This is a genomic window from Spirosoma litoris (assembly GCF_054776755.1).
Genome location: NZ_BAAHBI010000062.1, coordinates 37,623 through 51,606, shown reverse-complemented (window position 1 = coordinate 51,606; position 13,984 = coordinate 37,623). Strand labels below are relative to the sequence as shown.

Genomic DNA, 13,984 nt, shown 5'->3' with positions numbered 1-13,984 from the left:
GCTGACGTTAAAGTCGGGCTCCAATGTGGATGGATTTGGGGGTACATTTACAACCCCATAAAGCTTGATAAGTCTATTTAGCAATGGCCTGATACATCTGTTTATGGATGTATCAGGCCATTTGTTTTGATGAAATATTTCACGAATAAGCCACTTGTAGCGTTATTTCTGAAAAAAGGGGTGTTGCCAGCTCAATTTAAAAAACTACATTAGTAGTCGAATAAATTATTCAGTACTATTATATCGCTTATCCTTAATGTCTATTATAGCTGATACAAAAATTCAATTAGTAGCCAATCAATCTTCGTCCGTTCTAGGGAAGGAGACTATATTGTTAAACTATGAGTTAGGTAACTATTACGAACTGAACGAAGTAGGTGGGTTTATCTGGTCGCTCTTACAAGACGAGAAAACAATGTCTATTGGTGAAATTCAGGAAAGAATGCTTGATGAATTTGATGTCGAGCCTTCAGTTTGCCAGGAAGAGTTAATGCTATTCGTAGAAAATCTTTTGAAAGAGAAACTTATTGAAGTTGTAGCCTAACGAAAACAACCAATCATAGTGGATATTTAAAGCAGAGAACCAGGCCCTATAACTGCTGCCTGTTAATTATACTGGTAGTCATTTAGTTGAGCCGATTGTAGAATGGACTTGATAACGCATTATTATTCAGCATATGGGCTAACGCTTGGCTCCCAGATACCTCTTCCACCTCTTACAGAAATAGAGCCTTGCCCTGTTGATGTATTCATTAAATTAGAAAAAATCCCCTCGACTCCACCATTACAGCCGACAAAAATTTACCGGGCAGGGCTACAGGCTGAATTTGCTCAAACTAGTATTCAGGAATTATGGCTGAACTGGGGGCCTCTGCTAGCATTCAAGGTGGCGAATGGTAACGAAATAATTCTGGACACAAATCAAACTGACGAGGAGTTACTGTCACTATTTACATTAAGCGAAGCACTTGGTTTAATTCTGTTTCAGCGGGGTTACTTTTTGTTGCATGGTAGCGCAATTCAACTCAACGATAAAGGAATTGTCTTTCTAGGTGAGCCGGGAGCTGGAAAATCAACCACCGTGGCTGCTTTTGCTCAGAAAGGTGTAAGCGTCATTAGCGACGACATGGTTTGTATCCAAATTAGTAAAACGGAGCCACCGGTTGTGATACCGGCTTTTCCGCAAATCAAAATCTGGGAAAATGCCGTAAACGGATTACAATTGAAAAAAGATGGGTTGACTTCTGTTCGGGAAGGCGTTAATAAATTCTCCTGGCATGATTCAAGTTCGTTTACTGAAAAAGCTGTACCGCTGAACCAAATTTTTGTTTTGACAACCCCCAATGAGGCTACGAATACCTATAGCCAGGTTCCGCAGCACCAGATACCGATTGAATTACTTGCTTATTTTCCGTTAGCTGATTCGATGCTAAAGGGTGAGCCATTGAAGAATTTTTTTGAGAAAAGTGTTCTGATGGCTCACGCCGTTTCGATAACCAAGATGAGTCGGCCAGCCGATTTTGTGCAGTTATACGCATTTGTTGACGACCTAAAAGCAAATTCTTAAATGAATACAACCCACTCGCCCGAAATTCAAGTGCTTCTGATGGCGTGCGCAGTGGAATTGCCGGAAGCGAAAAAAGCTACCCTTAATCAGTTTTTAGAGCGGAATTCTATAAACTGGGACCGACTATATACACTGGCGGTTCGTCATAAAGTGACTCCGTTTTTATACCGAACGCTTCAGGAAACCCCGGCTACTCCCGAACCAGTACGTGCGAGGCTACAAAATGATTGTCGGATCATTGCTACGGATAACTTACTGAAGTTGCATCAATATAAGCTGTTGGCAAAACGATTCACTGACCACGGCATTGATCACATGCCCCTTAAGGGAATTTATCTGGCTTCTAGTTGCTACCCTGACAGTAGTCTTAGAGGTATTGGTGATTTAGACGTGCTGGTGGCGAAAGAGTCTGTTTTTAAAAGCGTACGTCTTTTAAAAGTGGATGACTATCATCTGGATCAGAAATCTACGCTCTACATGCAACATGATGAGAAGGTTATGTTTTCCGATCTATATGAAGTGAGCCTGTTTAAGCCCTTTTTTAACAATAGCGGTTTCGATCTCGATCTGCATTGGGAGTTTATATGCTTTAATAAACAGTATAAAGTCTTCTCATTACCGGAAATTCGGTCCAGATCAGCTTTATCGATAGAGTATCAGATTGTGTTGACCGTGACCCATCATGGCGTGATGGGGATTTGGCAAACCATAAGTTATGTAAATGACCTCTATTTCTTAGTGAATAACCGGCCAATTGATTGGGCCTGGTTGCTAGAGGAGTTTCGTAGGTATGGGCTCGATCAGGTCTTTCTGGTAGGCTTATTCTGGTGTCAACAGATTTGGGAATTGCCGCTACCGTCGACCATTCAGGAAATGCTGACCACCAAGCGGATTCAGTTATTGGCAGAAGAGTACTCGAAAAACTGGGAAACTAGCGAGGCTATTGCTTCCAGTACGCTCATTTTAGGCCAACTAACATTTTTTATTAAAGCACAGACGCAATTTAGCAAGCGACTGAAAGTCTTATTGACGTTTGGGACCAGTCGAATAATCCGCTACAGTACATTTAAGATTGGCAAACGTACCATTTACATACCCAAGCAATTAGGGTTTATTACAGTATTCATTCGGGCCATTCGCTCGTTTCTGCGCTTTATCCCGGCTTTTCGGTAATCACTCCGTTAATTTTCTTGCCGGATCGAGCTAAGCCAGAGGGCCAGATAAATAATTCGACTGACCAGCCAGTTATAGCGGGTTTTTTTTCTGACCGGGAAATTCGGATTGAAAATAATAGCGACAAGATTAGAAAATATTTTCTGATCAATCACTTCCCAGATTGGGTGGCCAGGCTGGCTAAACTGCTCGTGCGTTGCCTGATAAAGTTGTTGGGCCGATAAGGTACTATATTCAACGAAGTTGGCTTTTGTCACACGCGACGTGATCTCTGGCGGTAAAAGCTTGTTTAGGCCATGCCGAATCAATCCCCGGCCGCGTCCCTTGTCGAAATGCACTCCCAGAGGTGTAGCCAGTCCTAGTTCAATAATGTTTTTGTCGAAGAACGGGAATGAATACTGATGGCCATAATAGGCGCCGATATGATTCAACTGCTCGTTGCAAATAACATTCGTCGTATGAAGAATTTGCTCGATGGGCACTCGGTGCTCTGTCGATATGGACGTAACTAGCTCCTTTGTTGACTGTTGTGGGCGTAGAGGAACAAGCGCTTTAAAATCAGCACTGAACGCGTTATTGATGAGTGAACGATGCTTCAGTTTATCCTGAACTCGTTTGGCCAAATAAGTAAGGATAGCTGTTGAGGAAAGCCCAAAAATGCGTTTCTGATCACGAAGCGAGCTAAGGAAAGAAATTCCTGAGTGTTTGCTGAGCCGTTTTTTTAGATCGCTTCCGATAATTGACAATACGTATTTTTCATACCTGTCCTGTTCAGTCAAGGAATCCCAGTTGGGGCTTAAAGCCCCCATCGTGCTTCCTCTCACTGAAATTATTTGCTGACAGGCTGTTTGTAAATGCTCCCAATCCTCCGCATCGAGAAGCTCGTCCAGTAGATCAAAACCAGTCGGAATGGTACTGTCGCCATCATGTCCCGTTAATAAAATATCGCAACCTGCCTGCCGGGCTTCCACCGAAACACTCAGGTGAAAACTCGAAGGGATTATAAAATGCTCTGGTCGATCGAATAGTCGATTAATCGTCAATATCGAATCCAGTACATCATCTATCGGACGAACCCGATGATGCTGCGAGCACCATTGATCAAGAAAAGCTTCTACGTATTCCTGTTCATCGGCCTCGGGCTGTTCTGTATCGATGTTAAACGTATGCAGAAATGTTTGATGCCGCTGGGTCAACAAGTATTGGGCAACGCTGCTTGTCGAAGAAGAATCCAGCCCACCACTCAAGTGAGCGCCAACAAGGCTTTTTCCTTTTATGCGGTTAGCGACCGCCGACACGAAATAGGTATGAAATAAGGACGAATACGTTTCGGAATCTAGCTGGCTAAACCGTTGTAGATCAAGTTGCCAATAAGCATGAACGTCAACACGTTCCGAGGTTATCTGAAGGTAGTGGCCGGGTAAAACGCTGTAAATACCTTCGTAGAAGGTTTCGGTGCTATACGGTACATAGGCCGTAGTCCAGGTCAGATACTCGCGGTATTTGTGCTGGTTGGGTTTTACCGAAACTTCCTGAAGTGCTAATAAGGCTTTGATCTCTGAAGCAAAAGCAAAGAAATGCCCAGGCTTGTACACATAGTAAAGAGGTTTTATGCCAAGCGGGTCGCGAGCGCAGAAAAGCTGCCGCAGGTTATCGTCCCAAATAGCCGTAGCAAAATCGGCGTTAAGCCGGTTAAATGACTTGGGGCCTTCTAACTCAAAATTAGTGACGAATGGTTGCTCTGGCGCTTCTGGGGTAAATACGTCGGCATCGACAGTAGCGTAAAGTGGGGCCGATTTGCTGAGCTCAAGGCGCCTGCCAAAAGTCATCAATACACCCTGGGAGATACCCTGATCTGCAAAAGTTCCTCGATGTTTTAAGCGTTCTATGATGCTGGTACGATCTGTTGGCGATACGTTCTGTCCATCAAATCGAATCATTCCTGCGATGCCACTCATAATTGGTCTTTCTCTGAAAGCCTAAACAAACTAGTCTATTTTGTATCTTCGCTTCTGATGATCTGAAAGCGTCAGTTTAGGCAAACTGGTACTGGATCAATTGACAGCTCAACACCTCTGCGAACGTCTTCAAATGCTCAAAAAAAGCAGTTTTCATTTACTTATCCTCTTGGTTTTAATCGGTATAGGGATTGGATGCCAAAAGGATACAACTAATCTTAGTCCCGATGATTCAGCCTACTTTCCGCTGCAAACAGGCGATTACTGGATTTATCAGGTAACTCAAGAGACCTATTCGTTAACCAATCCTGTAGTTAAAAGCACTTATCAAGTACAGGAAAAAGTCGGTAACTCGTATACGCAGAATGGTCAGCAGTTTTTTCTTGTTGAAGAATCGATCAAATTATCGAGTCAATCTGCCTGGCAAATAAACGCCATTCACACTGTATACAAAAATCTATCGGAGGTGGTCAGTCAGGACAATAATGTGCCGACGCTAAGGCTAGTTTTCCCTGTTTCAGCAGCTACTTCCTGGAACGTCAACACCTATAATGCCAATCCTGATACACTGCTTCGATACAAGAATACCCGGCAATCATTTACTATTGGTAACCAGCGATTTGATAATACGGTTTCGGTTGTCGGCAATAATGATTCAACCTTGATCGATCAACAAAAATATCAATGGGTATATGCCCAAAACATAGGGTTAATTTATCGGGAAAATGCCGCCTTAGCTTTTTGCCAATCCACGCCCGACTGTATTGGTAAAGGCATCATTTCATCGGGCCGTCGACAAAAGTGGGAACTGGTATCTAGCAGTCGTTTGAAATAGTTGATACTCGTGCTTTGACAAACTAGATTCTTTCGATTCTATTGTACTGATAATCAGGAACGATAGAATCAGCAGAGTCTATAGAATCTAAATTGGACGAGCACTCGTCCAGTTTTATAGCTTCTCTCAATTCTAGGGCTGCCAGCTGACTTTACCCGTATGCACTTCGGTTCGGCCATCTTTCCAGGTTAATTTTAGCGAGTACGGATATAATCCGGGGTTCATACCCTGCCAAAGTAACAGATTTTTTCCCGTTGCTATCGAAAACGTATCATTAAAAACCGGAATGCCCGTTTGATTATAAATTGTCAGTCGGGACTCGGCAGGCAACTCCAATACGTTCAGATTCAACTCAAACTTCACATACGTACTGGCGGGGTTAGGATAAGTCTTCAGCGTAATTGCCTGATCGTTAGCCAGTGTGACGATGTCAAGCGTATAAGGCGGTTGGGTTCGATTGCCAGCTGCATCTTTCCCAAATACGATAAGTTGATAGGCGCCCCCTGCCTGGAGTGATAAGGTGGTCTTGACCTGAAGCTGATTGGCCGAAACCGCCGAAACAGAGAAGGTCTTTGCCAACAGTTTTTGTGGGTCGCAGCCTGAACAACTCTTCAGGTATACATCAACGGCAGTGGTGTCTTTGGGCGATAGCGGATTCTCATCGTGGATAAAAATCTCTACTTCTGGATTTATACGAACAACAGCTTTATTCTCTTTGATCGCCCCATCAATAAATACGTTGATCTCGGGAGTAATCCGATCGGGGAGGGCTTGCAGAGGGTAACTACTACCATTTTGAGCTTGCGACCAGTCGATGGTTAAGGTAGCGGTATTGTTGGTTTTGCTGAGTTCGGTAATCTGATTGCTGGGGTCGATGGTCAGCTCAAGTTTTTGCAACGTTTCATCTTTTCGGATGGTATAAACCAGTGTGTCGCGGTAGCGAAACGCTGTAAATCCTAGCGGAATAGTTGTGGTAGCGCTACTGGTCGTTTTCTTGAGCGACACCGATACTGACTGGCCCGAAACGAATTTCCCTAAGTTCGCCATTGGCATAACAACCCGCAGCGAATCGCTGCTCTGGATAGAACTACCGATCACGGATGACTGGAGGTACATCCCTTTTGGATCGACCGAAAAATCAGGGTTAGGCAACGGATATAGAACTACCGCTGGATCGCCCTGTAGAATCATTTCCAGGGCTACCGACACATTATATGGATCATTCCCATCTTTGTCCAGTGCTAAATTTACTTGTTGCTGCACTTTACCAAACGGCGTTCCCAGGGATGTCGCATCAGTGTACAGGATCGAATAAAGTTTGGTCAGGTATTGCGTTGTTGGCTGTTCGTAACTCCAGTACGAATGCGCTAATACAATGGCTGCGCCTTTGTTAGGGGTGAGCAGCCAGTCTGTAGACATCGTTGTGAAATTGGAAAAAATCTCTCCGACACCACAGCCGTTAAAAATCAGCAACGGGTAACGCGTGTTCGCAAATCCATTTTCGGGCGGGGAGGCAAAACCGAAGTTCATATCGGTCACGGATGGTCCGGCATGGCCAAAAAACGTGATCATACTAACACCATCATTCACAAGCGGACTGATGTTAATGTATTCTACTTCGTTGGTTGTGCTTTTGCTAAATGTGCTGATTTCGCCCCCTAAAAGCCCATTCGTGTATATGTTGCCGACACCAGTTAAGGCTGTGCGCAGACTTTGGGCTTCGTCTTTTGTTTTGCCGCCACTAATGTGGATGATGTGTTTACGCCATAGGTCATTGGCTGTTGCCCCCTCCAGTTGTTTTACTTTGTCGAGATAGGCCAGTACCTGATCGTTCGTCGTTACATTTAGGCGCCCGGTTGGAATAGCGTGGGTATTGGTGGGAAAGCCATTTAAGCCGGCCGTCAGCAGAATATCAGAACCGGGATAACCAATCGTTGGCACCAGATCGTTGGCGGTTGTTTTAACCAGATAAGGATAGCTACAGGCCCGGCCAATCAAGAGTAAATTTTTGACGGCTGTATTGGCCAGCATGTAATCAGCGAAGCGCCGAAGTGCCAGCGGACTTCGGTCTCCATAATTAAACTGATCGAACAGAGAGTCGGCCTCAACGATAAGTGGTTTGTGACTACCTCCAGCTTCCGATGCCCGATAAGCCGCGTAGGTGCTTGCTGATTGTTTGAGCGATGCGTGGGTAATGATTAAGTAAGTTGTGGAAGCTGCAAATGTGCTCGAAAAGTGAGCAACCTGAATCGTAAGTGGTTTAAGCGTTTTACTGGTTACGAAAACGTCTCGTTTTTTAGCTGTTTCGCTGGCAACGATCAACGTCTGATCGCCTGACGTTTGCGTCGTTATATACCGACAATTGATCTTGTCCGTAATATCATAAGCAATGGTTGGCTGCGTTCCATTTTTGAGCGAAAGCAAAGCGGACTGACGTGCGTTTGCGGGTATATGAAAAACCTTACTCGTTTGCCCTGCCATATCCACTGCCTGGGGATAATTTACTTTTACATACGTAATGGAGAAGTTGTTGGTAAGGTCAATTTTTTGAGGAGTAAACCGTAGGGTTAATTGTTCGTTCTGAAGGGTTGTCGGATTAATCGTCGACTGAAAGGTTTGCGACGCGAATCCTGATACCGTTAACGTGGCAATTTGCGTTGAGGGAGTAGATACCTGAATCTGACGGCCCAACGTGTTATCCCGGCCATTGATCATTCCTTCGAGCGCAATTGGAGAGGTGGGTGTACTGATGCGATTAATGAAATTCACCCGGACAATACCTACCGAATCTTTGGTCAGCATCGGCCCCGACCAGCCTTCGCCCGGTTCAAAATAGCTTTCCTGAATGGCAGGCTCCACGCCTTTTAAATTGTTAAAGGTATAATCGCTGGTGAATGCCTGTACGGTTTCTTCGATATGAAAAGCTTCGGGCGTAAGCCCTTGTGCCGAAGTCGTTAGCTCGGGCATCCGTTTGCCTGCCAACGTAGGGTTACTGGTCAGGAAATAAGCCGCTTTATCGGAATAGAGTGTTTGGTAGGGGTGCAAGCGTTTTTGCGGGCGATACAGAAGTGAGTCCTGACTCCCATCATTCCCCTCTCCGTAAAACTCTACATAATCCTGTGTATTAAACACGCCATCCTGCTGGCCTACCACCCGAATAGAAACTTCCTGGCCCCTAAAAAAGAGCTGCCAGTTTATGGGATTGCTTTGAACAAAGGCAGGATCAATGGCTTTAAGGTCGTCATACCCAACTCGGTAAACGCCCGTCTGATTGACCGAAAATTTTAGGTATTTCTGGTTCGGTTTTATCCACTCATTCCCGAAGATGCGCTGGGCATGTGAGGTCAGGCAAGTAATAATGAATCCAAGTAATAGTAGTCCTCTTTTCATTCGGGAAGTTTATAACCTAACGTTTCGTTGAGCAAGGTATGTATAGCGAATTATCGTACAGTTGATAAGCGGTGTCGTCTGGTCAAAGATAAGTATTCCTTCAGTCGCGTAAAACAGCGATTGGGCATTCGTTGGCTCTGCAAATGCCTAAATGGTTCAGGTAAAGAGTCGCGTTTTTTGCCTTTAGGCATCAGTGCCCTGCTGGTTGCAAGTTTCCAATTGAGCAAGAGGCCCTATTAAACGAAACCTGCATGAGAAAGATTAAGGTATCGGCCACGATCGGGTATATGGTACTGTTGTTAATGTACATGCCGACTGGGCTGGCCGTTGCTCAGAATAAACCGCAACCTGTTTCCGAATCTCCCACGACTCCTTTCGAACTTAAAAACGGCGATCGGGTGGTTTTTCTGGGGAATTCGCTGTTTGAGAATGATTTCCAGTATGGCTACCTGGAATTAGCCCTGACAACCCGGTGGCCTGATCGCGATGTGACCTATCGGAATCTGGGTTGGTCCGGAGATAATGTTTTTGGCGTGGCCCGAGGCACCATTACAAATCCGCCTACCGCCTACGAGTTACTAATGGAGCATATTACCAAAGCGCAGCCAACCATTGTTTTTCTGGCCTATGGAGGCATCGAAGCCCAGGATGGCGAAGCGGGCCTACCTGCGTTTAAAGACGGCCTGGCAAAGCTAATCGACAAGATGGATGCACTTGGTGCCAGAACGATACTTGTCTCGCCCATCCCGATCCTCACCGCCGATTCGACAGGTAGTCTTGCGCCACGTAACGCCATGCTCGAATTGTACTCGTCGGCAATCGCGAAGATGGCCGCTGATCGGGGCAAGCGGTTTGTCGATATTTTCAAGCCGATTCAGGAAATCAAACAGAAGACGACTCTAACCGAAAATGGTATCCACCTGAATGAAACTGGCTATTACCAACTGGCCACGATTCTGGAAAAAGGCCTGGGGCTTCCTCCCCGGTCAGAACCGATTTCGATAGCGATTGCGAAAACAGGAGCCGAAACAACAGCGCCGGTTAAAATTCTTGATTCGGGTGCCGATCTACAGTTTACGATCAACGAACGTTACCTGCCGCTACCACTGCCGATGGAAAACTCGAAGCCAACAGTAGCTGGGCAGATCGTTAAAATCAGTGGCCTCAAAAAAGGATTTTATACCCTCACCGCCGATAATGAGGAAGTAATAACGGCTTCGGCCAGCAAATGGGCAGAAGGGGTCGACATCAGTCAGGGGCCTTCTTTTGAGCAGGCACACGAACTGCAACAGATGATTCTGAAAAAGAATGACCTGTTTTTCTTTCAATATCGTCCCCCAAATACAACCTACATTGTAGGTATGCGTGCACATGAACAAGGCCGGCATACGAAAGGGCTCGAAGACCAAAGCATTATCATTAAATGGCTGGAAGGGCAGATTGCCCTGATTCGTGCGCCCAAATCAAAAACCTATCAACTTACCCTTTTAAAGTAGCATGAACGTCCTAAAAATTAGCTGGCCGCTGAAATTCGTCCGTAGACTGATTATTATTCCAGCCGTGCTACTTATTACGTCTTCCGTTAATCAGGAAAGTGGTAAAGACAACCCTGATCCGGATGTAAAGCGGGAGCTTGAGTCATTTAAAGTGGCCGATGGGTTTGAGGTAACGTTGTTTGCCGCCGAGCCACTGGTTGCGAAACCCATCCAGATGAACTGGGATGCCGATGGTCGATTGTGGGTGGTGAGCAGTACAGCCTATCCGCACTTGAAAACCGGCGAGCAGGCGAACGACAAAATTTTTGTACTAGAGGATACCGATGGCGATGGCAAAGCCGATAAGTCGACCATTTTTGCGGAAGGTCTGATAACGCCCACCGGTATCTTGCCAGGCGATGGGGGCGTATACGTAGCGAATTCGACCGAAATCCTGCATTTCGCGGATACTGATGGCGATGGCAAAGCGGATAAAAAGCGCCGGATTTTAAACGGATTTGGTACTGCCGATACCCACCACCTCATTCACACATTTCGGTGGGGACCAGAAGGGCTTCTTTATTTCAACCAGTCTATTTACATCTATAGCCACGTCGAAACGCCATCAGGTATCAAACGGCTGGAAGGCGGTGGTGTTTGGCAACTGAATCCCAAACACCTCGAACTGGACATTTATGCCAAAGGACTGGTCAATCCGTGGGGCCTGCAATTTGATCGCTGGGGGCAATCATTCCTGACCGACGGGGCTGGTTTCGAAGGAATTAATTACGCGTTTCCGGGTGCTACCTTCCTGACCTCACCGGGTGCTGCCCGAATTCTGCGGGGCCTGAATCCGGGTCAACCCAAACACAGCGGCCTGGATGTTATCTCGGGTCGGCACCTGCCCGAATCCTGGCAGGGGAGTGTTATCACCAACGATTTCCGCGCCAACCGAATCAATCGGTTTAAGCTCGAAGAGCAGGGGAGTGGGTATGCATCCAAGCAGGCAGAAGACTTGTTATGGACCGATCACGTTGCCTTTCGCCCTGTCGATATTAACGTTGGGCCGGATGGAGCTATTTACGTAGCCGATTGGTATAACCCCATCATTCAGCATGGTGAAGTGGATTTTCATGATCCGCGCCGAGATCACGAGCATGGCCGTATCTGGCGGATCGTGGCTAAAAATCGCCCGCTGGTTAAAAAGCCACAGTTGACGAAAGCGAGTATCAGTGAACTGCTCGATGCGCTGAAATTGCCGGAAGACTGGACCCGCTTGCAGGCCAAACAGATACTAAAGGCGCGGGGTGCTAAAGAGGTGATTCCAGCTCTTGAGAAGTGGGTTCAAAATCTGGATAAGAAAGAGGCTGATTATGAGCACAATTTGCTGGAAGCGCTTTGGTTATATCAAACGCTTGAAGTTGTAAATGAGCCTCTTTTGCGGCAACTTCTGACTGCCGAGAACCACAAAGCCAGAGCAGCCGCCTTGCGAGCCCTTGAGCTATGGTATCCCAAACTAAACGATGTGCCTACGCTGCTGACTAAAGCGGTAGCTGATAAACATCCACAGGTGCGACTTGAGGCCGTTATTGCACTTCGAAAAGTAAAAACGGCGGAGGCCACCCGTACTGCCCTTACAGTTCTGGATAATCCGATGGATGAATTCCTGGATTTTGCCCTCTGGCAAACCGTTCGAGAGTTAGAGCCGCAGTGGATGGCCCGCTTAAAGACTGAACCTACTTTTTTGGGTAATACCAACAAAACCGTCTTTGCGCTAAAATCAGTAAGTAGTCCTACGGCGGTTGCTCAACTGGCTCAACTTTATCAGAAAGATCAGGTTCCTGACGAATACCAGAAAGATGTACTAAGTGCCATCGCTAAATTCGGTAGTGCCGCCGATCTGACGGTCGTTTTTGACAAAGCGATTCAGGACAATACCAACCAGCCCAAACGCGTAGCAGCTCAATTGAGTGCGTTGGAAGAAGCCGCCCGGCGCAATGTGAAACCAACCAGCAACCTGAGTCGAATTACCGGATTTGTTGACAATGAAGACGATGCCATTGCCACGAATGCGATTCGACTGATTGGTTTATGGAAACTGGATGAGCAGAACGGAACTTTGGTTAATCTGGCGCAGAAGGGAGACAAAAACAGGCGTAAAGTTGCCCTTGGCGCATTGGCCGCGCTCAATACCGACCAATCCCGCAAAGCGCTGATTGACATGACGGGCGCTAAAAATTCAGCTGATTTACGGTTGGCGGCAACGTCGCAATTGGTTTCGGTGAATACCACAGAGGCTGCCCGAATTGGGGGCGATCTGCTCCGAACATTGCCTGCCCAATTGGATGTTTCGGAACTCTTTCAGGCGTTTTTAACCAATAAGCAGGGTGCCAAAGCGCTTTCGGAAGAGTTGTCGGCTCGAAAAATCCCGGAAAACAGAGCCAAAGAAGGCCGGCAGATTATGCAGCGCCAAGTGCCCTATAACCGTCGAAACGACGAAAGTGTAAAGTTGCTGGCGCAGGCGCTGGAAGCATCGGGCGGTGTGTTGCCGGTTGAAAAGATGCCGCAGGAGTTAACAAGCCAGGAAATTAGCAGTCTTGCCAAAACGGTAAAAGAAACCGCCGATCCGGCTAAGGGCGAATTGGTATTTCGGAAAAGCGCGCTGGCTTGTCTGAGCTGCCATGCTATTGGTGGAGCGGGTGGTCGTATTGGACCCGATTTGAGCAGCCTTGGCACAAGCTCTCCCGCCGAAACCATTATCCGCTCTATTCTATACCCCAATCTGTCCATTAAAGAAGGCTTCGAATTGCAGCGGGTTGTCAAAAAAGACGGCAGCGAATTGATGGGGTATTTAATTGGCAACGGGATTGCAGAGGTCGTGATTCGGGATGTTTCGGGTGCCGAGGTGGCCATTCCCAAAAGTCAGGTTAGTAGTATCGAGAAAGTGCCTGGCTCGTTGATGCCATCGGGCTTAACGGCTAGTTTAGATAAAGAAGAATTTGCCAATCTGGTTGCTTTCCTATCTAAACTTGGTGAGTCAGGGAAGTTTCGCGTGCCCACAGCTCGGTTTGTACGTCGTTGGAATACGACATCGGGTAATAAAGAGCTGGCTCGAAAAATAGGATCAGATGGTCTGGGCTACCTGACGAAGGATAACACAAAGCTTGCGTGGCAGCCTGCCTATAGTAAAGTTTCCGGCGAGCTACCGCTGGATGAACTACCAATTCTTGATATCAATGCAGGCAAACGCTATAGTTTCGTTCGGTTTGATATTGAAGTAGTTAGTAAAGGGAATGTGAACCTGGTGATGAATTCAACCGCTGGTTTAAGTGTCTGGGCGGGTCAAAAACCACTTAAACTAACCGACCGTGGCGTAGTGGCCGATTTTGCGCAGGGTATTCACACAATTACGGTGGCTATCGACCGAACGGTGCAAAAAGAGGGCTCACTAAACATTCAGTTGCTGGATGCCGAAACGTCGCCAGCACAAACACGACTCGTGATTGGCCGATAAATCAGGTTAAGAGTGTTTATAAAAATCTCTTGTCATTTCACCCCACCCCAACCCCTCCCCTTGAACTAAGGG

At 46.5% G+C, this 13,984-nt stretch carries 8 protein-coding genes; 6 read left to right on the top strand and 2 right to left on the bottom strand.

Annotated features, from left to right (window positions below):
- Positions 1-256: 256 nt before the first annotated feature.
- The 3 genes from ACYVGR_RS31585 (at position 257) to ACYVGR_RS31575 (ending at position 2,740) form a co-directional block, all read left to right on the top strand.
- Positions 257-544 carry a PqqD family peptide modification chaperone gene (locus tag ACYVGR_RS31585; protein ID WP_460964011.1) on the top strand — a complete coding sequence of 96 codons (288 nt, stop codon included), beginning with the start codon at positions 257-259 and terminating at the stop codon, positions 542-544.
- Positions 545-646: 102 nt separating this feature from the next.
- A complete protein-coding gene (locus tag ACYVGR_RS31580; protein WP_460964009.1) occupies positions 647-1,567 on the top strand; it encodes a serine kinase in 921 nt (306 codons plus the stop codon).
- On the top strand, positions 1,568-2,740 hold the full coding sequence (locus ACYVGR_RS31575; RefSeq protein WP_460964007.1) for a nucleotidyltransferase family protein: 1,173 nt from the start codon (positions 1,568-1,570) through the stop codon (positions 2,738-2,740).
- Positions 2,741-2,748: 8 nt separating this feature from the next.
- Here ACYVGR_RS31575 and ACYVGR_RS31570 read toward each other — a convergent pair whose 3' ends face one another.
- Positions 2,749-4,698: an asparagine synthase-related protein gene (locus tag ACYVGR_RS31570; protein ID WP_460964006.1), complete on the bottom strand. Its 1,950-nt coding sequence runs from the start codon at positions 4,696-4,698 to the stop codon at positions 2,749-2,751.
- Between the two features lie 133 nt (positions 4,699-4,831).
- On the opposite strand from ACYVGR_RS31570, the gene ACYVGR_RS31565 reads away from it, so the two are divergent.
- Complete coding sequence (locus ACYVGR_RS31565; RefSeq protein ID WP_460964005.1) at positions 4,832-5,533, top strand: hypothetical protein; 702 nt, start codon at positions 4,832-4,834, stop codon at positions 5,531-5,533.
- Positions 5,534-5,665: 132 nt separating this feature from the next.
- On the opposite strand, the gene porU2 is transcribed toward ACYVGR_RS31565, so the two are convergent.
- Positions 5,666-8,923: a putative type IX secretion system sortase PorU2 gene (porU2, locus tag ACYVGR_RS31560; protein WP_460964003.1), complete on the bottom strand. Its 3,258-nt coding sequence runs from the start codon at positions 8,921-8,923 to the stop codon at positions 5,666-5,668.
- Between the two features lie 251 nt (positions 8,924-9,174).
- Here porU2 and ACYVGR_RS31555 point away from each other — a divergent pair, with 251 nt between their 5' ends.
- Together ACYVGR_RS31555 and ACYVGR_RS31550 are read left to right on the top strand one after the other, a co-directional pair.
- Positions 9,175-10,419, top strand: a complete 1,245-nt coding sequence (locus tag ACYVGR_RS31555) for an SGNH/GDSL hydrolase family protein (protein ID WP_460964001.1) — start codon at positions 9,175-9,177, stop codon at positions 10,417-10,419.
- A gap of 1 nt (position 10,420) precedes the next feature.
- Complete coding sequence (locus tag ACYVGR_RS31550; RefSeq protein ID WP_460963999.1) at positions 10,421-13,912, top strand: PVC-type heme-binding CxxCH protein; 3,492 nt, start codon at positions 10,421-10,423, stop codon at positions 13,910-13,912.
- Positions 13,913-13,984: the final 72 nt, after the last annotated feature.